General features: G+C 62.8%; 22 protein-coding genes. 12 read left to right on the top strand and 10 right to left on the bottom strand.

Annotated elements, in window-relative coordinates:
• Positions 1 to 3 precede the first annotated feature (3 nt).
• Positions 4 to 495: a hypothetical protein gene (locus JF616_11690; protein MBW8888408.1), complete on the bottom strand. Its 492-nt coding sequence runs from the start codon at positions 493 to 495 to the stop codon at positions 4 to 6.
• Positions 496 to 689: 194 nt separating this feature from the next.
• Between JF616_11690 and JF616_11685 the strand changes: the two genes are divergently transcribed.
• The 8 genes from JF616_11685 (at position 690) to JF616_11650 (ending at position 10397) form a co-directional block, all read left to right on the top strand.
• Positions 690 to 1529, top strand: coding sequence for a TIGR02147 family protein (locus JF616_11685; GenBank protein MBW8888407.1), 840 nt, complete (start codon positions 690 to 692; stop codon positions 1527 to 1529).
• Positions 1519 to 2850 carry a hypothetical protein gene (locus tag JF616_11680; GenBank protein MBW8888406.1) on the top strand — a complete coding sequence of 444 codons (1332 nt, stop codon included), beginning with the start codon at positions 1519 to 1521 and terminating at the stop codon, positions 2848 to 2850. The genes JF616_11685 and JF616_11680 overlap by 11 nt, the downstream gene beginning before the upstream one ends.
• Positions 2851 to 3313: 463 nt before the next feature.
• On the top strand, positions 3314 to 4282 hold the full coding sequence (locus tag JF616_11675) for a GHKL domain-containing protein (protein MBW8888405.1): 969 nt from the start codon (positions 3314 to 3316) through the stop codon (positions 4280 to 4282).
• A 125-nt stretch (positions 4283 to 4407) separates the two neighbouring features.
• The gene (locus JF616_11670; protein MBW8888404.1) at positions 4408 to 5064 is read left to right on the top strand and encodes an NADH-quinone oxidoreductase subunit J; all 657 of its coding nucleotides are present in this window, start codon (positions 4408 to 4410) and stop codon (positions 5062 to 5064) included.
• Positions 5061 to 5390: an NADH-quinone oxidoreductase subunit NuoK gene (gene nuoK, locus JF616_11665; protein MBW8888403.1), complete on the top strand. Its 330-nt coding sequence runs from the start codon at positions 5061 to 5063 to the stop codon at positions 5388 to 5390. The genes JF616_11670 and nuoK overlap by 4 nt, the downstream gene beginning before the upstream one ends.
• Positions 5387 to 7390, top strand: coding sequence for an NADH-quinone oxidoreductase subunit L (locus JF616_11660; GenBank protein MBW8888402.1), 2004 nt, complete (start codon positions 5387 to 5389; stop codon positions 7388 to 7390). Before nuoK ends, JF616_11660 begins: the two co-directional genes overlap by 4 nt.
• Positions 7390 to 8970 carry an NADH-quinone oxidoreductase subunit M gene (locus JF616_11655; protein MBW8888401.1) on the top strand — a complete coding sequence of 527 codons (1581 nt, stop codon included), beginning with the start codon at positions 7390 to 7392 and terminating at the stop codon, positions 8968 to 8970. Before JF616_11660 ends, JF616_11655 begins: the two co-directional genes overlap by 1 nt.
• The gene (locus JF616_11650; GenBank protein ID MBW8888400.1) at positions 8967 to 10397 is read left to right on the top strand and encodes an NADH-quinone oxidoreductase subunit N; all 1431 of its coding nucleotides are present in this window, start codon (positions 8967 to 8969) and stop codon (positions 10395 to 10397) included. Before JF616_11655 ends, JF616_11650 begins: the two co-directional genes overlap by 4 nt.
• A 110-nt stretch (positions 10398 to 10507) precedes the next feature.
• Here JF616_11650 and JF616_11645 read toward each other — a convergent pair whose 3' ends face one another.
• From JF616_11645 to JF616_11615, 7 genes are all read right to left on the bottom strand, one after another.
• Entirely contained in the window at positions 10508 to 10930 is a 423-nt protein-coding gene (locus JF616_11645; GenBank protein MBW8888399.1) for a hypothetical protein, read from the bottom strand.
• A gap of 5 nt (positions 10931 to 10935) precedes the next feature.
• Positions 10936 to 11448 (bottom strand): hypothetical protein, encoded by a 513-nt coding sequence (locus JF616_11640; protein ID MBW8888398.1) that lies wholly within the window; start codon positions 11446 to 11448, stop codon positions 10936 to 10938.
• Positions 11449 to 11507: 59 nt separating this feature from the next.
• Positions 11508 to 12899, bottom strand: coding sequence for a hypothetical protein (locus JF616_11635; protein MBW8888397.1), 1392 nt, complete (start codon positions 12897 to 12899; stop codon positions 11508 to 11510).
• Positions 12900 to 13299: 400 nt separating this feature from the next.
• On the bottom strand, positions 13300 to 13905 hold the full coding sequence (locus JF616_11630) for a nitroreductase family protein (protein ID MBW8888396.1): 606 nt from the start codon (positions 13903 to 13905) through the stop codon (positions 13300 to 13302).
• 68 nt (positions 13906 to 13973) lie between these two features.
• Positions 13974 to 15899: a flotillin family protein gene (locus JF616_11625; protein MBW8888395.1), complete on the bottom strand. Its 1926-nt coding sequence runs from the start codon at positions 15897 to 15899 to the stop codon at positions 13974 to 13976.
• A 190-nt stretch (positions 15900 to 16089) separates the two neighbouring features.
• Complete coding sequence (locus tag JF616_11620) at positions 16090 to 16833, bottom strand: pirin family protein (GenBank protein MBW8888394.1); 744 nt, start codon at positions 16831 to 16833, stop codon at positions 16090 to 16092.
• A 10-nt stretch (positions 16834 to 16843) separates the two neighbouring features.
• The gene (locus JF616_11615) at positions 16844 to 17320 is read right to left on the bottom strand and encodes a MarR family transcriptional regulator (GenBank protein ID MBW8888393.1); all 477 of its coding nucleotides are present in this window, start codon (positions 17318 to 17320) and stop codon (positions 16844 to 16846) included.
• Between the two features lie 86 nt (positions 17321 to 17406).
• Between JF616_11615 and JF616_11610 the strand changes: the two genes are divergently transcribed.
• The 3 genes from JF616_11610 (at position 17407) to JF616_11600 (ending at position 21538) form a co-directional block, all read left to right on the top strand.
• On the top strand, positions 17407 to 18525 hold the full coding sequence (locus JF616_11610; GenBank protein ID MBW8888392.1) for a DUF2156 domain-containing protein: 1119 nt from the start codon (positions 17407 to 17409) through the stop codon (positions 18523 to 18525).
• Between the two features lie 41 nt (positions 18526 to 18566).
• A complete protein-coding gene (locus JF616_11605; GenBank protein ID MBW8888391.1) occupies positions 18567 to 19970 on the top strand; it encodes a PQQ-dependent sugar dehydrogenase in 1404 nt (467 codons plus the stop codon).
• Between the two features lie 137 nt (positions 19971 to 20107).
• Positions 20108 to 21538 carry a PQQ-dependent sugar dehydrogenase gene (locus JF616_11600; protein MBW8888390.1) on the top strand — a complete coding sequence of 477 codons (1431 nt, stop codon included), beginning with the start codon at positions 20108 to 20110 and terminating at the stop codon, positions 21536 to 21538.
• Positions 21539 to 21582: 44 nt separating this feature from the next.
• Here the strand turns inward: JF616_11600 and JF616_11595 are convergent, their stop codons facing one another.
• Positions 21583 to 22221: a hypothetical protein gene (locus JF616_11595; protein ID MBW8888389.1), complete on the bottom strand. Its 639-nt coding sequence runs from the start codon at positions 22219 to 22221 to the stop codon at positions 21583 to 21585.
• A 133-nt stretch (positions 22222 to 22354) separates the two neighbouring features.
• Complete coding sequence (locus JF616_11590; GenBank protein ID MBW8888388.1) at positions 22355 to 22858, bottom strand: hypothetical protein; 504 nt, start codon at positions 22856 to 22858, stop codon at positions 22355 to 22357.
• A gap of 212 nt (positions 22859 to 23070) precedes the next feature.
• Here JF616_11590 and JF616_11585 point away from each other — a divergent pair, with 212 nt between their 5' ends.
• Complete coding sequence (locus JF616_11585) at positions 23071 to 24165, top strand: hypothetical protein (GenBank protein MBW8888387.1); 1095 nt, start codon at positions 23071 to 23073, stop codon at positions 24163 to 24165.
• The last annotated feature ends 19 nt before the right edge of the window (positions 24166 to 24184 follow it).

The raw sequence follows: 24184 nt of genomic DNA, 5'->3' as shown, positions 1-24184 counted from the left end.
TCTCTAAGAGGCGGCGTTGTCTTTGAGGTCGCCGGGGGGGGCGAGGAGGTCGTCTAGGTCTTCGAAGAGGCTGAAGATGCTGGGTTCGTCGAGGTAGCATTTGCCGGTTTGTTCGGGGACGCTGCGGTAGAACTTGCCTTTGTCGGTTTCGACGAGGTAGTAGCGCATGCCTTCTCCGTAGCAGGAGCCGAAGGCGGGGTAGCGGGGGAGTTCCCCCATTACGCCTTGCAGGGTGCGTTGGCGCTGGATGTCCAGGAGGAGAGCTTGTTCCGATTCGCGCGGCGCGGCGCCGGGCGCGTAGAGGGTGCGATGGTAGAAGATGGAGTCGCCTAAAATGCGCAGGCGGATCCGGGTTCCGTTGTGGGTGTCGCCCTTGGTGAATGACAGTTCGATCGCGCCGTCGACCGGGGGCTTGGTGGCCGCTGGGGAGGATTCGGCCAGCAGGGCCGCTCCCAGGAGCAGAGCCGGTCGGGCGGAACGCAGGAGGCGGAACATGCTTGAAAGTATACGTTTTTCCTTCCATTTCAACCTGGGACCCTTGTTCCCATTGGAGGGCGGGGCGTCCTTGGTTTAACCTACCTCAAGGCGCTTCGCTCTCCGCCGGGGAGCGAGAATTCCGCCATGGGAGAGGCGGGGTGGGTCGGCTAGGGGTATTATTGGGAAGAGCCGAGCCCATAAGAGCCCCTGCCATGCCCGATCTCTACAGTTATATCGATTACCGCAAGTTCCTCAAGGATTACTACGAGGAGCAGAAGGCGCGGGATCCCAAGTTTTCCCACCGTTACTTCACCATGAAGGTTGGTTTCAGTTCGTCGGGGTATTTCTCGGACGTGCTGGCGGGAAAGAAGAACCTCTCAGGCGCGTTCATGCTCAAGTTCGCCAAGGCGCTGAAGCTGGGCAAGGAAGAAGAGGAATATTTCCTGAACCTGGTGCTATTCAATCAGGCCAAGACGCTGGAGGAAAAGAACCGCTATTACGAGAAAATGATGACCACCGGCAAGGTCAAAGTGGATATTGTCGATCGTGACAAGCACGAGTATTTCAGCACCTGGCAATATGCGGCGGTACGCGAAACCTTGCATTACCTTGAATTCACCGATGACTATAAAACCTTGGGCAAGTCCCTCAATCCGCCCATCGCCGCCAAGGATGCCAAGAAGGCCATCGAGGTCCTCGCCGCGTTGGGGCTCATCGCCCGGGACGAAGCGGGAGCTTGGCGGCCCACCAGCGGCAATCTCAAGATGGGCGGGACCTTCGACGCTCTGGCCTTATCCAATTACCATAAAAGCACCCTGGAGTTGGCGGTCCGCGCCTTGGATGCGTTCCCTCCGGGACAACGGGGTTTCTCCACCTTGACCTTGCCCCTCACCGCGGAAAAGATCCGCAAGGCCAAGCTGGCTATCAAAAACCTGCGGATGTACCTTATGGCCCTCTCTGAAAACGGAACCAAGGCGGACCGCGTCTACCAGTTCAATTTCCAGATGTTTCCCGTAACCCGGATCGAAAAGGCGGAGGGGGATGGCACCTGAGGAACGCGCTCCCCGTCCCAGGGGAATAGGTTTCGCATGCACCTTCGCTACGGCCTGGGGCGCGCTGGCGTGCGCCCTTTTTCTCGCATCCGGGCCGGTAGCATGCAGCGGCACCGAAGTTCCCGATCACGATGAAGCCTTTTTAGGCCAGGTGCAGGGCGTGGATGGCGAACCTGCGGTGTCTGCGCGCGTCATCGCCTGGGGAGGTCCGGATGCGCGGCAAGCGGCCGAAGAGGATCACGAAAAGGTCTCCCTGGATACCCAGTATACCGATGAGCACGGCCACTTCGCGTTCGGTAAGGAGTTGGCCTCGGGCACCTATGACCTTTACTTCGATGACCCCGCCACCCCCGAAAAGGATCGGCCGGTGCAACATTTGGCGAAAGCGGCGAACGGCCTCGGCCAGCTCACGCTTCGCCCGGTACGTCTCGCTCCGCCCACGGTCCTGATCATCTCGGTCCAGGATCAAGGCACCCACGAACCCATAGACACCGCCGAATGCTGGATCGATCCCACGCCTTATCCCCATAAGTTCACGGGTAGAGAAGGGATCGCCGGGATCACCACCTTCTTCTTGCCGCCGGGCAATTATGAAGTCTCCTGCTACTCGCCCTGGTCCCGGCGCACGGAATCCATCGTAGTGCCCCCGGATACCGCCAGCATGCAAATGGTTATATACCTCACCCCGAACGGCGAGAATCCCGATCCGCTCCTGGCGCCGACGTATTTCGCCGTGAGTTACGATGAAAACTCCGGGGCCCTGGATATGAACTGGTCCCGCGTGAACGATAGCCGGATTTTCGGGTATGGTATCCGGCGGCAAGACATTGATCTGGGCGCGCCGCCGCAAGAGTTGACCATGACCACGCAGGGGGACACCAGCTTCCAGGATGTTCCTTTCGCTCGGACCGATTCGGTTCAGGCTAAGAAACTGAGATACAGCGTCTACAGCATAAAACGCGATCCCGGCGGGGCTTTAGGATATAGCCGAGGCCACGATTCCGATCTGAACGCGAGACGCCCCTGGGCTTATGGCCCCCGCATCGATTCCCTGGCTCCTCTCGATTCCCTGGGCGCCTATCATGTCGGCGATACCGTCCGCATCGCTGCGGCTTGGACCAACCGCATTAGCGAGAACGACAGCCTGTTCTGGCGTATCACCGGGACCGCCGACCCCGTGCTAACCCGCGTGCATCCCGCCGCCAGCGGCAAGGACACCCTCGCCTTCGTGCTCCCGGCGAAGGGGGATTACCAGGTGAGCCTGACGATCCGTGATGCGGAGGGTCATCGTTCCTGGCTGGCGCTCCCGCTTCGGTTTTAAAACCTCCCCTCCGTTCGAGAAACATTCCCATCCCCGCACTGCCGGTCTCCGGTGGAGCGGGTAGGCGGGCTCCCTCGTCAAGATCTGATCGCTTGATTCCCCGCCTGGGTTGGCCGCCTTCGCGGATTCCAGTCCTAATCCTGCCGAATCCCGTTTCCGCTCTCGCGGGACGCGCGATTTCATCCTGGTCCTTTTTTTGCGGAAGGGAATGGGCATGGCCGTCCCCTTTCCCTCCTTGCTCTCTCCGAAGCCTTCCTGGCGATATTCAGTCCCGGAATTGAAAAAGAAGTCCCAGAGTCGGGAACTCCAAACGTCCAAGGCTGGAAACGCGCAGGCTCCATTGACTTCCGGATCGGGCTCGAATCATGCCGTACCGGCCGGCGCGGAACCGCTCGCAAGAAAAGAGCGGAATGAGGGTGTGCGGGGACAAAATCGGGCCATCGGGAAGGATAGTTTTATCCATATGCAACAAGTGAGTTGGACCCATGGGGCGGCGTGTATGGCTCTGGGAGCGGTGGCGGTTTGGCTGGGGAAGGAGGCCGGCAACGGATCCGGATTTCTGATCCCAGCCTGCTTTTGCCTGTCCGCCGTCCTCGCGTTCCTGGGATGGGAGGCCCGCGGGAGCCTCAGGCGCGGCCGGATCGGATTGGCATCCGGCGCCTCGACCGACGCTCGCTTCCCGGACCGGACGGAAGCCGGCGGCGCGGCCCTCTTGAGCCATGAGATGAAGAATTACCTATGCACGCTCAAAGGCAATGCGCATCTGCTGCGGCAACGCGTTCCCAGCGACGGCCAAGCCATCATCGATCGCATCGATCGGGTGGTGGAGAAACTCGAGTCCTTCACCCTCCAGCTCGGGTCGGGGGAGGCGGCGACCTCGCTCGGGGCGTTGATGCCCCTTTCTTCCGCCCAGTTGGCCCGGGCTTGCGCGCGCACGCACTTCGATAAACGGATCGAGGCCTTCCGGTTTACCGAGGATTCGGCCGCGCCCGGCCTGCTATGCGATCCGGGGCGGCTCGACCAGGTATTCCTCAACCTTTATTCGAACGCGTTGGAGGCGGGCGCGAGCCGCATCGACACCGCCATCCGGCGCGAGGGCGGAAGGCTGGTTCTCCGCATCGAGGACGATGGCCGCGGCTGCGCCGAGGAGGATTTGGCCCGCATTTTCGAGCCCTTCTTCACCACCAAGTCCGGCCCCGCGCGGCGGGGCCTGGGGATGTTCATCGTCCAGTCCATCGTCGAGAACCATGGCGGTAGCGTGCGCGTGGCGACCAAGAACGATTCCGCGGCGGGGACTACCGGCCTCATCTTCACCTTGGAATTCCCGCAACCCTGGCGCGGAGCGCTTTCGGCCCGCCCTGCCCCTTTGATCGCGGCTCCCGATTCCGCGGCCAAGGAATGGTTGCTGGCCCCGCCCGTCGCGCTGCATTAAGCCCCCAATCGGCCGGTTCCTTACCCTTCCGCCCTCCTCCGGCTCCTTTATATTCCAAGCCGTTGTTGCTAGATTCCTGCCGAAAACCGGGGGTTCGCCCCGATCCCATGTTAGGTTAGGACACAGTGCCGGTATCGCCTCTCGTCGAGTTCATCTTCGCCCTGTCGGCGGCGGCCATCCTTATCAGTTCCCTGGCGGTGGTGCTCATCAAGAACCCCGTGCGGGCCACCCTGATGCTGATCGTGTCCTTTCTGCCCACCTCCCTCGTTTATATCCTGTTGCAGGCCTCTTTCGTAGGCATCCTGCAGATCCTGGTCTACGCCGGCGCCATCATGATGCTGTTCACCTTCGTCATCATGATGATCAATCCGTCCCCGGGCGAGGGCGACGCCCCGATGGCCGGCAACGATAGCGCCTTTTCCGGCTTGCGGGGGGCCTTGCTCGGCCTCGTGGTGGTCGGCGCGGCGGGCGCTTGCGTTTTGCCTTTGGTTTACCATGCCGCCGGCGAAGTCGCCGTGCAGCCCATCTCCAAGCCCGGTTATGGCGGGTTGGATTCCATCGCCAAATTGCTTTTCGAGGATCCGGCCAACAACCCCCTTACCGTTTCCTTCGAGCTCATCTCCTTCCTGATCCTGGTGGGAGTGATCGCCGCCCTCAATTTCTCGCGTCGCAAGAGCGCCCAGGCCGTCGCCGAGGCGATTTCCTCCCGGCCCACCGAAGCCTTGCCCGTGGTGCCGCCCCGCGAAACCCCGGCGCCCAGCCCCGTCCTGGATCGGAAATGATGCCGCACCTTTTCACCCTCCCCAATTGCCTGGCCTTGTCCGTGCTGCTGGTCCTGATCGGCGCCTTCGGCGTGTTCCGGCGGCATAGCCTGATCATGGTCCTGCTCTCGATCGAAGTGATGCTGAACGGGGTGAACCTATCGATGGTCTCCTTCAATTATTTCCGCTGGGGCACTTCCGAGACCAGCCATTACCTGTATATGCTCTCCATCGGCGTGGCCGCCGTGGAGGCCGCCGTGGGCCTTTCCATGATCATCGTGCTGTTCCGGAACTACAACGACATCACTCGCGACCGCGTGGCCCGCCTCGGGGAACGCGCCTCATGAATCCGGCCCTGCTGCTCCTGATCCCGTTACTGCCGGGCCTGATGGCCGCCTTCCTGGCCGTGTTCGGCGGGCGCCTCCCTTATAATGCCATCGGCGCCTTGGCTTGCCTCTCGGTTGCGGGATCGCTGGGCCTCACCTTGTCCTACTGCGGAGCGGGCGTGTTCGGCGCGGGCCAGCCCGTCGACTTCGATGCCGGCCCCTGGATCGCCACCCAGGCCTTCCAAGCCGGCTTGCATCTGCGCCTCGATTCGCTTTCGCTGTGCATGTGCCTGCTGGTCACCTTCTTCGGCTTCCTCATCACGGTCTATTCCGTGGGCTACATGCGGGAGGATCGGGAGCAAGGCCGTTTCTTCGCCAGCCTCAATCTGTTCGTCGCTTCCATGCTCACCCTGGTCCTCGCGGACAACCTCGTCCTTATCTTCCTCGGATGGGAAGGCGTGGGGCTTTGTTCCTACCTGTTGATCGGGCATTATTGGACCGAGGACGGCGTGCCCTTGGCCGCCTTCCGGGCTTTCTTCGTGAATCGCATCGGCGACGTGTTGTTCCTCCTGGGCGTGTTCACGGTGTTCTCCATGTTCGGAACGCTTTCGCTTTCCGAACTGGCGCAGCATGGGCCTGGCCTGGCGAGCATCCACCCCGCCACTTGCACCGTGGCCGCATTGCTGCTCCTCGGCGGCGCCTTCGCGAAATCGGCCCAGGCGCCCTTGCACGTATGGCTCGCCGATGCCATGGCGGGCCCCACGCCGGTTTCCGCCCTTATCCATGCCGCCACCATGGTCACCGCCGGCGTGTATCTCTTGTCCCGTCTCGATTGGCTTTATGCCGCGGCCATGCCGGAGGCGCGTTTCGTCATCCTCGTTTGCGCCTTGGTCACCTTGATCCTGGGCGCCTTGCTGGCATTGGTCCAAACCGACATCAAGAAAATCCTCGCCTACTCCACCTTGTCCAACCTGGCCCTGATGTTCCTGGCCTTGGCCGCCGGCTCGGCGGGCGCCGGGCTGTTGCACCTGTTCGGCCATGCCTTCTTCAAGGCCTTGCTCTTCCTCGCCGCCGGCAGCGTGATCGTGGCGGCCCATCATGAACAAGACGTGCGCAAGCTGACGGGAGTCCTCAAGAAGCTGCCCATCACCAACATCGCCTTCCTGGTCGGTTGCATCGGGGGCGCGGGGCTGGTGCCCTACCTGGCCGCCGGCTTCTTCAGCAAGGAAGCGGTGCTCGATTCCATCCGCGAGGCGAACTTCAGCGGCTTCGGGATAAGCATTCCGGGGACCGCGGTATATTGGATCGTGACCGTGGTGGAGTGGATCTCGGCCTTGTACTTGTTCCGCTTGTACGGCTACCTGCGCAGCGACGCAGGACCGGCGGCCCCGGCGAAGGGCCATGCCGCCGGCGCCCGCCTGTCTTCAGGCGGCCATCACGGCGATGCCGAAGAGCATGCGCATGGGCATGATCACGGCCCGGTCAAGGAAAAGAGCCCGGCCATCCGGGTCGTGTTGGCCCTGCTCATCCTCGCGGCCCCCGTCTTCGGCTGGTTGAGCGCGACGAAAGCCTTCGGCGGGAGCGGCCTCATCTGGCGCATCATCACCGGCGGCGCCGAAGAGCCCGAAGGCGTGCGGCCCGATGCGCATACCTTCATCATGCTGGCCCTCAGCCTCGTCTTCGCGGCCGGTTGCTATCTCGTATTCGTCTCCGCGCGTCGCCGCGAGCCCTTGCTGGCCAAGCTACGCTCCCTCAGCCTAGGCCCCTTCGGGCCGCTGGCGCGCAAATTCTACTTCGACGACGTCTATGCCTATGCGGTGGTGCTGCCGCTAAAAGGCCTCGCCTACCTCTCTCGCCTGGTCCTGGAGAATGTCTTCACGGGAATCCTGGGGCTGGCCGGATGGCTGGGACAAGGCTTTTCCCTGGGCTTGCGCCGCCTGCAGACGGGCAAGGCCCACCAATACGCGGTCGGCATCCTGCTCGTCGTGTTCCTGATCGCCTTCTGGCTGGGAGGCCGCTGATGCATTCCGTCGCCGTATGCCTGCCCTTCGCGATCCTGCTTCCCTTCGCCGCCATGGTCCTGCACGGCGCCGCGCCTTCCCGCGAGGGTCGTCCCGGCAACCGCGATGGCCGTCAAGGTGGTGACATCGCGGATCGCAACCGCGCGCAGGCCCGCGCCGCGCTTATCTTCCAATGGGCGTACGGCGCCTTCCTGTCCATGATCTCGGTCCTGGCCATGCTGGCGCCGGCCGGCTTCCGCATCGTGGGCAGGGCGGTGCCTTTGGGCCGCTCCGACCTGATGGTCGAACCCGCTTTATACCTCGATGCCCGCAATGCCCCGTTCCTGCTGCTCTTGGGACTGTGCCTGCCGCTCATCTTCACCTGGCTGCGCGACAAGGACGGCCGCTACGGGCCCTCCTATTACGTTTCCGCCAACCTGCTGATCCTGAGCCTGGCCGGCGTGTTCCTATCCGACAGCCTGGTTTTGTTTTACCTGTTCTGGGAAACCGCCTTGCTGGGCGCCTACTTCTGGATCGGCCTGCATGGCCGCGCCAACATCCATTCGGGTTCGGTCTATTCCGCCCTCGTCCGCTTTTTCCTCTTCACCCTGGTGGGATCGCTGCCCATGCTGGTGTCCATCATCGCCCTATGCGCCGCTGCCGGTAAGGATCCCGGCGTCAACGGAATCTTGTCCGCGGCCTCGGCCCTGGACCCGGGGCAACGCAATTGGATCTTCGCAGGATTCCTGCTCGGCTTCGCCGTGAAACTTCCGTTATTCGGCTTCCACGGCTGGCTGCGCGATACCTACAACGTTTCCGCCCCCGCCTGCCGGGCCCTGCTCTCCGGAGTCATGTCCAAGATGGGCGCCTACGGCATCATCCTCATCCTGGCCCAGGGCTTTCCCGAGGAATGCTTGCGCTACGCGCCGCAGTTCCAGCTCCTGTGCGTCTTGGGCGCCGTCTACGGCGCGCTGCTCTGCCTGGCGCAAGAACGCCTGATCGACATCCTGGTCTACTCCTCGCTTTCGCATTTGAGCCTGTTGGCCCTGGGCGTGTTCACCGCGGCCGGCGATACCTTCTCCACCGGCCTTACCGCCGCCATCTTCCAAGTCTTCAACCATGGCCTGATCATGACCGCGCTGTTCGCTTTCGACGCCCGCATCGCCATCGGCGGCGAGAGCCCGTTGCTTTCGGCCACCGGAGGCCTGCGCGCGGGCCAGCGCCGGCTGGCGGCCGTGCTGCTCACCGCCATCTTCGCTTCCTGCAGCCTGCCGGGCATGAGCAATTTCGCCGGCGAAATCCTGGTGCTGTTCTCCGCCTTTACGGCTTCGCCCTGGCTCACCTTGGTGGCCTCCATCGGCGCCCTCATCGGCGCGGCGGCGCTGGTGCGCGGCTTCCATATGGTTTTCCTCGGTCGCCGCAAAGGCCCTGAAGCGGCGGGATTCACCCAGGCTCCCGACTTCTCCATAGGCGATACGGGTTTGGCCCTGGCGCTGATCGCCCTGTGGGTGGTTCTCGGCTTGTACCCCATGATGTTCCTCCATCCGGTGGAAAGCACCCTCCTCAACACCGCCGGACACGGCATGGCCTTCCTCCCATGAATCCTTACCTCCTCTCGCAAGCGCCCCTGATCCTCGGGTTCGTATTCTTGTTGGCCGTGGCTTCGTTGCGCCCCACGGGCCGCGAGAGCATTTCCAACGTCATAGCCATCCTGGCCCTTTGCTCGGCCACCATCGCGATCTGGAAATTCCTGCCCGAGGGAGCGCAATACTTCGGAGGCGCCATCCGGGTGACCGGGGTGGGCAAGGCGCTGGCCTACCTTTGCCTGGGCCTTACGGCCGCCGCGCTCATCCTTTCGGAAGATTACCTGGAGAAGGTGCATATCCACGGCGTGGATTGGCGCCTGGTCGTGCTGGCGTTGGCGCTGGGCATGGTCAATCTCTGCTTCGCCGGCGATCTCGCCACCCTCTTCATCGCCTACGAACTCGTCTCCATCCCTTCCTACGTGCTCGCCGGCTTCAGCCATAAGGATCCCCGCTCCAACGAGGCGGGGATGAAGTACCTGCTGCTGGGAGCGTTCTCCAGCGTGCTGTTCCTCTTGGGGCTTTCCTTCGTATACGGCGCCACCGGAGAAATCCACCTGACCGCCATCCGCGACCACTTGGCGCGGGCGGTGGAAGCGGGCGCCAACGGCGATCTCATGTTGGCCAAGGTCGGGCTGGGCTTCATGCTCGGAGGAGTCCTTTTCAAGGTGGCGGTCGCGCCGCTGCACTCCTGGCTCCCCGATGTCTACCAAGGCACCAATCTGGCGTCCTTGGCCCTCATCTCCTCGCCGGTGAAGGTGGCCGTGTTCGGCATGCTGGGAATGCTGTTGTGGGGAGCCTTCGAGCCCCTCTCCGACGTCTGGAAACCGGTGTTGTTGGCGGGGGCGGCTTGCTCGGCGGTGATGGGGAACCTGCAAGCTATCGTGCAGACCAATCTGAAGCGGCTGGTGGCCTATTCGGCCGTCGTCAACGCCGGGTTCATTCTGCTCGGGATCCTGGTGAATTCGGTTCCGGTGGTGGTCTTCTATCTGGCCAGTTACGGCATCATGACCCTGGGCTCTTGGGCCGCGTTCATGGCGATGGGCACCCGCAAGGCCGACGTGGATGAGCTATCGGACGTGGCCGGCCTGGGCCGCACCCAGCGTTGGGTCGCATTGGCGATGACTCTGATCCTGTTCTCATATGCGGGGATCCCGCTCACCGCCGGCTTCGCCGCCAAGTTCGGCGTGGTGCTGGAAGCCCTTAAGCCCAACGCCTATCTCCCGCCTTGGACCTTGACCGTGGTCTACCTCTCGGTCGCCGCCGGCCTGGTCTCGTTCTACTTCTACTTCCAGATCATCCGCGCGATGTGGCTGCAGCCGCCGAGCCTGGAATCGATGGACCGCAAGGGCGGCGGCGCGCGCTGGCCTGCCGTGTTCGTGCTGACCCTGAGCGTGGTCGTCATCCTGTCGTTGGGGATGTTCCTGCGCTTGCCGGGGATGTGATAGAAGGATCCGGGTGGGTCCTTAGAGGAAAGGGTAAAGGGTACAGGGTACAGGGTTAAAAACCAATCCTACGACCCTTTACCCTTTACCCTTCACCCTCTTCTTCTGTCTCAGACCTTTTCGAACTGGTTCTTCAGCTCCGCCGCCTTGGCGTGCCCGGTCCCCAGCTTGATCAGATCGCGGGAAAAAGCCTCGATGGCCGCCGGCTCCAAGTAGTCGATGGGGAAATAGGCTTCCGCCACTTGGCCACCTTCGCCTTGCAGCCCCTTGATGCGCACCCACAACTCGCATAAGCCGGTGGTGACCACGGTGACGAAGGTGAATTCGGCCCGGCCCATGCCGGCGCCCAGGGAATACTCCTCGGTCTCGCCGGCGGAACGGGGGAAACCTTTGATGGCCTTGCCGAATTCCACTAGGGCCTTGGCCGTGCAGGAAAAACTGGTTACGGCGGAATAGGACGGGCTCTTGGCCAGGGCCTGGAGATAGCACTGATCCTTGTCCTGGGAGACTAGCGTGAGGGTGATACGTCCCATTCCGGTTACCTTGCCTGCTTTCCTTTGATGGCCTTGCGCGCCTTGGCCAGCGCGGCCGCGTCAGCCAGGGCCTTTTCCGCGTAGCCTCGTTTCCATAACGGCGGGGGCGCCTTGGTGGTCGACTTGTCCCCCGTAACCGCTGCGTTACGCAGGCGGGCGGTCTTGCCCAGGTGCGCCAGCCGCAACGATGAAATCACCTTGAAGAGGCGCAGGATGGCGCCCAATGCCGTGGTTCCCGTACTTTTGCCGGGGAGCAGCAGGATGCCTTCCAGGCCGTTCGGCCCGATCTGGACCGCGTCCGGCTCGACGCCTTCGCGCAATTCGCCGAGTTCGCGCCAGGCGGCCGCCAAGGCCTTGCCGCGGGCGTTGAGAACGGTTTCGCCGCCCCGGCTCACGCCGAAAGGCTCCGCATCCTCACGGGCGGAGAGGGAAACCCAGAACGCATCGCGCAGCGCCGCCCCGCCGGACTCCAGTCCGGCCCGTTTACCCTTGGGTTGGGGCGGATGATCGATGTCCATGCTTCTCCCGCCGAGGCCGCGACGTAAGTAATGCCCATCACAAAATAGCACAAATCCGGTTACAAGGCGTAGGCTTGCTTGAGGAAGGCGCGCAGGCCTTCGGCTACGTCGGGACGCAGCTCCGCGCGATTGCGGTAGAGGGCCTTCATCTCCTGGAAGGGGACGAGGGCGGGATGGATGAGCGGGAGCGCCAGGGTGGCGGGGATGGACACGGGGCTTTTCAGCAAGGCCGTCGGGACCCGGGCGCAGGCGGGCCCGGCATGCAGCTCCGGGCGGGAGGCGATCTTGGCGTGCACCACCGCCGAGCGGCTGCCCTCCACTATGGCGGCGACCAAGCCTTCGGTTTCCCGGACGGCCGGCTGATCCAGCATTTTGAGGACCACGGCTTCGCGATGGATATTGGCGAGAACCAACCGGCCCAGGTCCGGAGTAAGCCGATCGGGATTGGAACTGCGATAGGGCCGCGTCAAGCCGTCGCGGGAGGCCCAGGACGAGAAATGGTATTCGCCGAAGTCGCCGATCACCACGTCGCCGTCGCGCCCCACCTTGGCCTCGCGCAGGAGCGCCTCCACGGCGGGAAGCCCGCCCCGGGCATCGATGCGGAACTGCCCATGATCATAAGCGGCCAAGGCCATGCGGACCCATTCCACCGGACCCGACGAGGTTCCCTGCGCCTCGGCGATCCAGCGGCAGAGCGAGGTCAGCGCGATCAGATCCCGCGTGGGGACGCGCTTGGCGCGTTGCGATTCCAGGACTTCCTTGAGCCCGGACAAGCCGGGGGATCGTAAGCCCTCCAGGAAGCGCGCGAATCGGAAAGGGCCCATGGCTTCTTCCAAGCCCATGGAATGCTCTTGCACCCCGCCGAAGGTGCCCAGGCGCTGCGCCAGCCCTTGCGCTTCCGACATGTGCTCTTCCAGGAGGTCGAGATGCGGGGACAGGCGCGCGACGGCCGCGGGTTCGCCCGAGGGGAGCCCTTCTTCGAGCCAGCGCTTGCGCTCGCCCAAGGCCGAGTGTTCGCTGCGGATGAGGTAGATGAGCAGCCCGAGATCCCCGGAGACGGCGAGCTTCCCGGCCCGCAAGGCCTGGAAGGTAGCGGCGGCGGTACGGCAGAACGGTTCGAAATCGAGGAAGCGCGAGAGGGCCAGGGCGGAAATGAGTTCGCGGGCCAGGGTCGATTCGCCGACGCTGAGGGGCGCGCGGCGTTCTACGCGCATCAACAACCGCTTCAAGGTGCGGAACTGGAGGGTATGCCCGGCGGCTTGCCCTTCGGAAGAGGGCAGGGCCAGCAGGGTGAACAAAAACCGCTCCATCCACACGCGCGGAAAGCGCGCCTCGACGACGGCGAGCAACAGGTTCTCGGCGGTGTAGCGGTCGGGGAGGCCTTTCAGGAAAGCGGCCAAGTCCTGGCAAGCGCTGGGGAAATCCCGACGCGTCTCGATCAGCGCGAACAAGGCGGATAATGGATAGGGAAGAGACGCCTTTGGCTGCGCGTCCGCGTCGGCCGCGGCGCGACCTGTCCAGGAAACGGACTCGGCTGGGGAGGCCGGCCGATTTCGTTGGGGCTGGCGATTGAAAAGAACGTCTTCCATGGGGTTATTTATCCGGAATCTTACCATTCCCCGCCTTCGGGATCACCAGAAGAAAAGCGCCCAGTCTTGCCAATTCTGCAAATTCACGCTTATCAACAGGCTATTGAAAACTCGTTTTCCACTGTGAATAAAGGACGATCATCCCGCCTATTTTTGAATGAATAGACGATTTCTTGACCGTAGTCCTGTGGATAGTGGACGCGCGAGAGGCGGAATCTGTATCGGGGGATGTGGAAAACTTTTTTTTCGGACGGGCCGCGAATCAGCGGGGAGCGTCGGGAAATCGGGCCTCGAAGGCGAAGTCGGAGACCGGTTTGCGGCCGTTGGGCTTCTCCCCCGCCCGCAATTCCTCGGCGAGACTCTCTATGGGCCCGGGATGGCCGATGGCGCACATCGCTTCCACGTCATAACCCTCGGGCAGGCCGATGAGCGCGCCCGCGGCGCCGCGATCGAAGCCGGCCATGCCATGGGCGATCAGCCCGAGCAAGGAAGCCTGCAAGGCCAGGCTCATCCAGGCGGCGCCGGCGTCGAAGGCATACGTGGGGTTGGGCTTCCCGTTGGCCTCGAAGTCCCGGCGCGCGGCGATGATCATGAGCGCGCCCGCGTTCGCGCACCAGAGTTTATTCTTCGGGGTCAGCAGTTCCATGAACTTGGGCCATGCGGGCGTGTTCCGCAGCGCATAGACGAAGCGCCAGGGCTGGCCGTTGAAGCACGAAGGCGCCCAGCGAGCGGCCTCGAAGAGGGTCATGAGCGCGCTCTTCTCGATGTGGGCGCCGCTCATTGCCCGCGGGGACCACCGCTCCGGGAAGAGGGGTTCGACGGGGAATTCCGGCTGGCGATGCGGGGCGGTCTTGAGGACGTGATCCATTTCGGTCTCCGGAAACCGGGCGGAGACCTCCGCCCGTATTCCCGGAAAGATAAATTCCTGGGGCGGCCCTATTTGCGCAAAGCCTTTTCCCCGTTCCCCGCGCTTACGCCGGGCGCCATCATCTCCATCAGCTTCAGCCCCAAGAGGCCGTCGAGGGCGGTCCCGCCGCCGTTGGACCCTCCTCCGATCAGGACGTCGGGAATGAGCTTGATATGGCCCTTGGAGAGTTCCTCGGTGATCTTGTAGCGGGTGAAGTTCTCGCCGCCCAAGGCCTTCACCGCCAACTCATAGGCTTCCGCCGTGGATTTGCCGATGGCGAGGATCTTGCCGGCTTCGGCCGAACCGGTGAGGGAAGTCTGCTCGGCCGAGGCGGAGGCTTTCAGCTTGGTGGCCTCGGATTCGGCGCGGGCCTGGGCGAGGGTGGCCTCGGCCTGGCCGAAGGCGCGCAACTTGATGGCTTCCGCCTCGGCGCCCACCGCCAGCTTCACGCCCGTCGCATCGCCCTCCGCCTTCTTGACGGTCGCGTTGGCCGTGCGCTCGGCGATTTCCACGCTTTGCTGCGCCCTCACGATGTCCTTCTGCATATCGGCGATGGCGGTCTCCTTCTCCATGCCCTGGCGCGTCTCCTGCGCCTTTTTCTGGGTTTCGTAGGTGACCTTTTGCTCCTCGGCGATCTTGCGGTCGGTCAAGGTCTTCATCAAGGATTCCGGCGGCACGATGTCGCCGATGAGCGTGTCCACCGCGTTCACGTTGTATTCGTCCAGCACGCGCTTGATGTGCATCTTGGCCGATTCCTGCCGCTCTTTGCGGGTGCTGAGGAAGGCGATGACGTCGCTGTCCTGGGCGGAGTTGCGGAAGTAGTTGCCGATGGTCGGCTCCAGCACCTGGGAAACCAGGTTCACCATGTTGCCGAAGCGGGCGATCACCTTGGGCGCTTCCGTGGTGGGCACGTGGATGATCTGGGCCACGTCCAGGTTGAAAGGGAAACCGTCTTTCGATCGCACGGTGATGGTGGAGAGGTTCTTGTCGAGGTTATGCGCCTCGCTGCGGGCCGAGGCCCAGTTGAGCACGAGGTTGGTGGTGGGCACCTGCTCCACCTTCATCACGTATTTGTTGATGGGGTATTTGCCCGGGCCCATGGGCTCGAGCCACACGCCCTTCTGCCCCTTCTCCACGATGTTGCCGTGCTTGAAGTCGGCGCCGGTGAGGTCATGGCCTTCCTGGCCCACATAGGAGATGACCACGCCCACGAAGCCGATGGGGATTTCCATCATGGGGATCTCCTCCACCTGCACGGCCCAGGGATTCAGGTTGTACGAGCCCGCCAGGATGACCTGCTGCTGCAGGCCGCGATTGCCCCCGTTGGCGATGAAGGCATCGAAGTCCTGGAAATTGTTGTGGCCGGTAGCGGACTTGCCGGCGATCTGCCCGGCTTCGATGGGGAGGCCATCCAAGGTGGTGACGATGCCGACCATGCTTTCCTGGATGCGGACCATCTCGGTCACCGAGATGGTGAAGAGCATGCTGTTGATGCGGTAGGAGCCGGCGGTCATGTATTGGGCTTGCCGCCCGCGCTGGCCGCCGCCGTCGAGGAACTTGGCCGCGTCCTGGAAGTTATCGCATTCCACGCGGCGCGCCAGGATGCTGCCCGTGGGGATGGGGCCGCCGTCCTTGGCCATCACCAGCCCTATCTTGCCTTCGGGGATCACGGTGAACTTCTCCATGGTGACGTCGTATTGCCAGAACCATTTCCCGAAGTAGAGCCCGGGGGCCAAAGCCTTGGCCTGGAAGCCGGCCTCGCCCAAGGTGGCGATGATGCGCCCGTCCGGCAGTTCCCGATTGGCCCCGAACAGGACGAACTTCTTGGTGACCAGTCCGATGCGATCCTCGGGCACGATGACCATGCCGAACAGGAAGCGCAGGATGTATTTGTAAAGAGCGAGGCAGACGATGATAAGCCCGACCCACCAGTATTCCAATAAGTTGATTTGCATATTCCCTTCTCTACCCTTCGACGGGTATCCGGAATAATAACCTGTCGGAGTAGTGGGAAACGCCGTTATCGATTAGTGCTCGAATCACCAAGGTGTATGGTGGATACCGGGAATTCGGGGCATTTCGGGCTACGGGCCGGGGTGGCCAGGCGAATGGTGGGGGATTATATTGCGCCCGCGCGACAACTCTTCAGGCCAGATCGAATACGAGGATTTCCGCCTCCGTTTCCGCTCGTAAGGAAAGGCGCGCCTCCCCTTCCAACGCCGCGCCGTCGCCGGCGCGCAAGGGCGTCCACTCCCCGGCGCATTCGATCCCGTCCTTGCCCTTGCTGAAGCCATGCCCTACGGCGACATCGCCCCGGGCTATTTGCACCCAGGCCGCGCGACCGTTCGCCAAGGGGAGCTCCACCTCTTTGCCCGCTTCGAGGACGGTCGCGTAGACGCGGACATCCTGTTCCAGGGTCAGCGAACCCGCTTCCCCTGCGGGTGAGGCGATCAACCGCAGCCGGTTGGCGCGGTCTTCCCGGGGGAACTCGCGGTCTTCGTAGCGCGGGGCGATGCCCCGCTTCGCGGGCACGATCCAAATCTGCAGGAAATGCACCGGGTCGTTTTTCGAGCCGTTGAATTCGGAATGCATGATGCCCGTGCCCGCGCTCATGCGCTGCACCCATCCCGGTTTCAGGGATCCGATATTGCCCTGGTTATCCTTGTGCTGCAATTCCCCATCGAGCACGTAGGAGAGGATCTCCATATCGCGGTGGCCATGGGTCCCGAATCCCTGCCCCGCGTTCACGCGATCCTCGTTGAGGACCCGTAAGGTGCGGAAACCCATATGCGCGGGATTCATGTATTCCCCGAAGGAAAAGGTATGCCGCGTGTCCAGCCATCCGAAATCGAACCGGCCGCGCGATTCGGCCTTGCGCAAAGTGATCATGGTTCCCTCCTCAGTGGGATGCGGGTTTTTCCCGGGCCTGCTCCAGCAGCTTGATGAGCGCATCCAAGGCCTTCAGGTCCAGGTGGCCCAATTGCGCTTTGTGCATGCGCGTCACGGTGTCGTCCATTTTTTTCAGCAGCTCCAGGCCCGCTTCGGTGATGCGCGCGGTGACTATGCGGCGATCGGTCTTCTCGCGGCTGCGCGCCACCAGGCCGCGCTTCTCCAGCCGGTCGAGCAAGCGGGTGATGTCCGGATCGCGGGTGACCATGCGATCGCTGATCTCGCCGCAAGCCAGGCCGTCGGGGACCGCGCCGCGCAGGATGCGCAGGACATTGTACTGGGTTCCCGACAGATCGGCGGGCTTCAGCACGTCAGCCAGGCCGCGCATCAGTTGATCCGACGTGCGCAGGATGTTCAGGAACAGCTCTTCCTCTTTGGTGGCGAAAGGCTTGCGCTGCTTGATTTCCATTTGGATGTTCTGTCCCATTAGGATAATATATTCGTTGCAACGAATATTGTGCATAAAGAATTTTAGCCTAACCGGTGCGGGCTTCGATTTCCTAGGTTCCCGGAATGGCGGAGGACCTGCAAGAGCCTACAGGCGAACTGGCCCGGGCGCGGGAATTGGTGCTACGCCATGGCTGGAACGCCGCCGCCTATCAAATCCTCAATCCCGGCATGCGTTTATGGTTTTCCCGCCAAGGGGACGCGGTCGCCGGGTACGCGGAGTGGGGGCGCGTGAGGGTCGTGGCCGGGGCCCCCGTTTGCCCGCCCGAACGTTTGGCCGCGGTGTCGGCGGAACTGGAGGCGGATGCCCGCGCGCAGGGATCGGCGCTCTGCTATTTCGGGGCGGGCGCCCGGCTCGAAGCCCTCTTGGGGAGGGCTGGCGGATATTCCCCGATCCAGTTGGGGGCCCAGCCGGTTTGGGAGCCTGCGGACTGGCCGGGGATCCTGGCGCGCCGGCCTTCGCTGCGGGCCCAGCTCAATCGGGCCCGTAACAAAGGTGTTACCGTCGGCGAGTGGCCCCGGGAACGGGCCTCCGCTTCCCCGGAATTGCGGCGCTGCCTGCGCGAGTGGTTGGCGCACCGCCGCATGCCGTCCATGCATTTCCTGGTGGAGCCGCAGACATTGGGCCGGCTTTGGGATCGCAGGATCTTCGTCGCCGAGCGCGCGGGGGCTCCCGTGGGTTTTCTCGTGGCTTCGCCGATACCGGCCCGGAAGGGATGGCTCACCGAGCAGTTCGTGCGGGACAAGGACGCGCCCAACGGGACGGCGGAAGCCTTGGTGGACGCGGCTTTCCGCGCCGCCGCGGCCGCGGGAGCCGTTTACGTGACGATGGGACTCTCGCCGCTTTCCCACTTGGCCGGCGAGGGGCGCGGAACCGATCCGCTCTGGCTGTCCCTGCTTTTCAAATGGCTGCGCGCCCATGGGAGCCGGTTCTACAATTTCCGGGGGCTGGAAAACTTCAAGTCCAAATTCGTCCCCGCCCGTTGGGAGCCCATCTACGCCATCTGCAACCTTCCGGGCTTTACGCCCCGCGTACTGCTGGCCATCTCGGCCGTGTTCGGGGGGATTTCCCCCTTTCGCTTCATGGCCTTGGGGCTCGCCAAGGCGGCCAAGCAGGAAGCCGGATGGATATGGTCGGCCGGGTTACGCTTTTGGCCGCGTTCCTTTATGCGCAAGCTATTTTAGATCGTATAATTTAAAGGCCCCTTAGCCTTCCCGGAGGTCTTATGTCCGCTCGCGCCCGGATCGTCTTGACGCTTGCGCCGTTTTTGGCGGGATGCATTCCCGTGCAATCCCAAATCAAATTCACCAACGCCTACCCCGGAACGAAATTCGATCGGCCCGTGTATTTCGGGCCCTTCCCCGGCCGCGCCAAGACCAACGTGATCTTGGAGCAGCACCTGGGAAACGCCTTGATCGTCTACATGAACACCGACGGCAGCGTGGCCAAGGATACCTTGTACCATGCGACGGTGAACGGCACGGACAATGAAATGGGGCTGCTCGGCATCGCCTTCCATCCCAGCTTCAACACCAACCATAAGTACTACATCTGCTACAATCCGCCGAACACCCCTTACCATGACATCGTGGAAGAGCGCATCGCCGATGCCACGGGCATGAAGGACTCCGGCACCAAGGGCCGCATCCTCATCGATATCGACGATCCCTATAGCAACCATAACGGCGGCACCCTCGGCTTCGGCCCCAAGGACGGGTACCTCTATTTCGGCGTGGGCGACGGCGGCAGCGCCAACGATCCCAACGGGAACGCGCAGAACAAGAACGCCTGGCTGGGCAAGATGCATCGCATCGACGTGAACTCGAAGGATACCGGATTGGAATACCATATCCCCGCCGACAATCCTTTCGCCAGCGGCGGCCGGCCGGAGGTATTCGCCTACGGCTTGCGCAACCCCTGGAAGTGGACTTTTGACGCGTTGACCGGCCTGATGTGGGTGGGCGATGTGGGCCAGGACCATATCGAGGAAGTCGATACCTTGACCAAGGGCGGCAATTACGGCTGGAAGGTGATGGAAGGGAACCAGAGCGCGGGGAACGGCGGCACGAAGGATAGCTCGATGATCGCGCCGCTCTTCACCTATGACCATGCCACCACCGGCAATTGCGTGATCGGCGGCGTGGTGTTCCGCTCCAATCCCGCTTCCAAGTACTACGGCAACTATCTCATCTCCGACAACGGCACCAGCCTGTTCTGGGCCCTGAAGCTCAATGCCACCGGGACGGCCACGGCCACCACCCTCGCGAATACCCCCACGGGATTCTCCTCCTTCGGGGTCGATGCCGAAGGGCATGTCTACGGCTGCGGCCTTAGCAATGGGACCATCTATCTCCTCGACAGCCCGGACCTGGCTCCCGCGACGGTTTTGAAACCGGATGGGGCCGCCCGCGAAGCGCATGGCCGCACCTTCACGGTCCGTCCCGGCGCCAGACTCGATGCGCGGGCTTTCGCGGCCGCCCCGGTCCTCGAACTCTTCGGCTTGAACGGGAACCGCTTAGGGGCCTTGCGCAAGGACGATGCGCGTTTACCGGCCGATATGGACGCGGGAGTATACCTGTTGAAGCCGGCGACCGGCGCAGGCCTTCCCGATCTGCTGCGGGTCAAGTAAGCCCAGAGTCCTCTTCCCGATCGCGACGTGTACCATGCGGTACGCTTCGCGTAGCGCAGGCGCAATGGGAAAAAGCGCCGGCAGCATTTAAAGCCATCGCGGGCTATTTTACCCCGGAGCATGCTCCGGAGGTTTCCATGTCTATCCGTTTCCCTTTCATCGCCGCTTGCCCCGCCATCCTGTTTGGCGCGTTCTGCGCCGCCCCTATCCTGGCCCAGACGGGCGGGATCACCTTCAAGGATGCGTACCCCGGAACCACCTTCCATGATCCCGTTTACTTCGGAGCCTTCCCCGGCCATCCCGGCGTCAACGTGGTGCTGGAACAACATGCGGCCAACGTCCTGCTCGTTTCCAAGAAATCCGATGGGAGCGTGGTGAAAGACACCTTGTACCACCTGAGCGTGGGCGCGGATCTGGAGCAAGGACTGCTCGGCATCGCGTTCCATCCCGACTACGCCACCAACCATAAGTACTACATCAGCTACGATCCTCCCGGCAGCACCTACTACGACATGGTCGAGGAGCGTCTCGCCGATGCGACGGGCATGAAGGATTCCGGGAACCCGGGCCGCGTCCTCATCAAGATCGACGACCCTTTCGTGAACCACAACGGGGGCAATCTCGCCTTCGGGCCCAAGGACGGCTACCTCTATTACGCGGTGGGGGACGGCGGCGACGCGAACGATCCGCTGGGGAACGGGCAGAACAAGAACGCCTGGCTGGGCAAGATGCATCGCATCGACGTGAACTCGAAGGACGCGGGCCTGGAGTACCACATCCCGGCGGACAATCCCTTCGCGAGCGGGGGCGGCCGGCCCGAGATTTACGCGTATGGCTTGCGCAATCCCTGGAGATGGAATTTCGACGCGCCGACGGGGGAGCTTTGGGAAGGCGATGTGGGCCAGGAGGCGACGGAAGAAGTGAACCTGATAACCAAAGGCGGCAATTACGGCTGGAAGACGATGGAGGGCACCCAGGGTACGAACGACGGCACCATGACCCTTCCCATCTACACCTATTCCCACGCTTCCATCAAGGGCGCCGGATTCGGCCCCAACGGCCCGGCCATCATCGGCGGAGTGATCTTCCGGGCCAATCCGGCCTCGCAATATTACGGCACCTATTTCATCGCCGATTGGGGATCGAAAGGATTCTGGAACCTGAAGCGCGATGCGGCCGGCGCGGTCACCGCCACCACGCTGAGCGCTTCCCCCGTAAGCATCTCCTCTTTCGGGACCGATGCCGACGGGCGGATCTACGCCTGCGGCTATTACAACGGGATCCTGTACCTGCTAGACAGCCCGGATCTGCAGCCGGCCACCGGCATACGAGCGGGCCAGGCCCGTTACTCCCTTCCCGGCCATAGCTTCGCGGCGATCCCCGGCGGCCGCCTCGATGCGCGCGCTTTCGCCTCCTCCCCGGTCCTGAACCTGCTCGGTCTGGATGGAAGCCGGATGGGGACGCTACGGAAGGACGATGCCCGCCTGCCCGAGCACATGGCGCGGGGCCTTTACCTGCTGCAAGAGCCGCAGGGAAAAGGCGCTCCCGACGTGTTGGCGATCCGTTAGCCCACGGCGCGGTCGAGGACGATGGCGAGGGGTTCCGGAGGCGTTTAAGGGGAAGGGGCCTGGGGAGCGGTTTCGAGGCCGCTCATGGCGCGTTCCTTCATCAGCACCAGGGCGATGCCCGACTGGATGAAGAAGTCCTGCACCCGCGCTCGCTGCCATATCGTCGCGGTCCCGTTCTCCAGGGAAAGGGCCGCCTCCTCCGCCTTCTTGATGCGGGCGCGCGTAGCCTCGTCGTAAGGCAGGTTCAGGTTGCCCATCACCTCCACCGCCATCAGCATGGCGGGCCGCACGCGGTGGGGATCGAGGGCCCATCGGGGGTGGGCCTGTAAGGTATCCACGTAACGGGCCATGGTCAGCTGCATGCGATCCGCCATACCGACCCGGACGTTGAGTTCGGAAACGCTCATGATCGCGCGCATCAGGCGATGCATGCCGTTGTTGATGTAATTGTGGATCAGGCCGCCTTGGGATCCGCTCACGGCCACGAAGTCGAGGAAATCGCCCACCGCCGGCACGAAATGGCCCGAATCCGCGATGGCGAACCTGTCCACGAATTCGGCGCTGTCCTTTGCCTCTTGGGCCGCGGCGATGTCGGCCAGGTTGGCGGGAGGATGCTTGCGCGACCACATCTCCATGGAGAACACCATGACGGCGTAAGCGAGGAAGACGGCGGCAAGACTCAATGCGCATCCTTCGGCGGCCTCGGTCGGGGCCGAGACGATTGGTCAAGGGGTCCCCTAGGACATCCCTACAGAGTACCACCAAGATAAATTCCCCGCCATGCGCGAAGCCGGGGAATTCCGATTTGGGAAGGCGCTATCCGCCGCAGCCGGTGCGGATGAAACCGATTTTTTGGTAAGTGGTATCCTTTCGCCCTTCGGGCCAGCGTACTTCGGTATTGACATAGTATTCGCCCGTTTCCATTTGGCTTCCATCCAGGTACCGAGCATTCCAGAGAGTGGGCCGAAGCGGGGTGCCTGCCGCCACGGTGGTCGTATCCTCTTCCTGCGTCAAGTAGTGGCAATTCGCATCCATGACGACGGTATGCACGAAGATACGGATGCTATCGGCCTGCTGCGTCGCGGGCGCGGGTTGGAGGATGAGACCGCTATCGCCTCCGGGCGCGGCGCAATCCACGGGATGCGCCTTCAATTCCCGCCTCAGGCTATCCCAGTCGATATGGGAATAGCCGGGCTCTCCGCGGCATTCGTACAGGGCTGAGACGGGTTGCGTCGGCGCGACGGGGGCGGCGCGATCGCAAGCGATGAAAAGGGCCGGTAGGCATCCGGATAAAAGGAGAGCGGAATAAGCCTGGGACATGCGGAATTCCTTTTGCGGTTCTTTCCAATATCACCCATCCGGCTTCGCCTCGGGAATCGGGTCGCGCGGTTTCCTGCTCTCAATTATGCAGCAGCGGCCACTGTTATCGGGTTTCGGCGCCGGGCCCGATTGGAGCCGGTCCGGTTCCTGTGTACCTTTCCGGACCGCTCTCCGTTCGCGCCGTTCCGACCAGGTTTTGCCGAAAGGTTCCCATGGGCTTCCCGCTTGCCGCCGCCTGCTTATTCTCCGCTCTCGCCTACGCCGTTCCGGTTCGCGCCGGCGAATCCCGGAGCGTATACGATGTCACCGTTAACGTGACGGATGCGGAGAAGGCCAAGGCGCGCCTCGATGCATTCGTGAACGAAGCCCAGGCGGCCGTACGGGAAACCCAGGTGCATACCGAAAGCAACTCCGTTCCCGCCTCGGCGAATTCATCCTCCTTCCGGGTGGAGGGCCGTTCGGAAACCCGCAACTCCATGCTCCTCAACCTGACCCTTTCGGAGCCGGATTTCGCGAAGTTGAACGCCCTGCTCCCCCAAATCGGGTATGTCGGCAGCAGCACCATGCAAACCATCGACAATACCGATCAACTGGAAAAAGACAGCATGGAGCTCGTCTTCCTTCGGGAGAAGAAACGCGAGTACGAAAAGCGCATGGCGGCGCCGGATACGTCCCAGGATCACCACGTGTCGGATAACCTGTTGGAATCCATCCATAGCGTGGAACGATCCATCTTCGATATGCAAAAGAACATCGCCAACCTGAGCAATACCCGCGGCGGCATCTTGGTCCGGCTGAACGTCCAAGAGGAGAGCACCAGCCCCAGCGGAACCAATCTCGCGTTCGTGAACATGCCCGGCGTGGAGTACGGCCTGCTCCGCATCGAGAACCCGGAAAAGGGCTTTACGGCGGACGTCTACCAGGGGGCGGCGATCAAGTACCTGTTCACCCGCGGCAAAAGCTTCGGCATGATCGGCGTCTACCACGCTTTCGATGATAGCTCGGATTCGACAACGGTCAGCGAATTGTTCTTCCTGTCCGTGGGGCAGGATTTCTATTCCAGGCATTTCGGGAGAGGGGCGAACCGCTTCCTGAACCTGTATACGGGTTACACGGCGGGAGGGGTTTTCCTGTCGGGCGATGACTTCTCCCGCTGGACCTGGAACATGAATCCGTACCTTGGGCTGGAGCTGTTCAAGAACAAGAACGTGCTCATCGACAACAAGGTCGGCTACTTCATTCCGCTTCGCTACACGCGCAAGCTGCGCGGCCTATCGTACTGCGCGTCCTTCAATTTCGTCTTCTGATCGCCGCCGCTTAGCGCCC

It is taken from the genome of Fibrobacterota bacterium, from assembly GCA_019509785.1.
Classification (GTDB): Bacteria; Fibrobacterota; Fibrobacteria; order UBA11236; family UBA11236; genus Chersky-265.
Note: the sequence above shows the minus strand (reverse complement) of the source record. Positions and strands in the feature narration are given on the sequence as shown.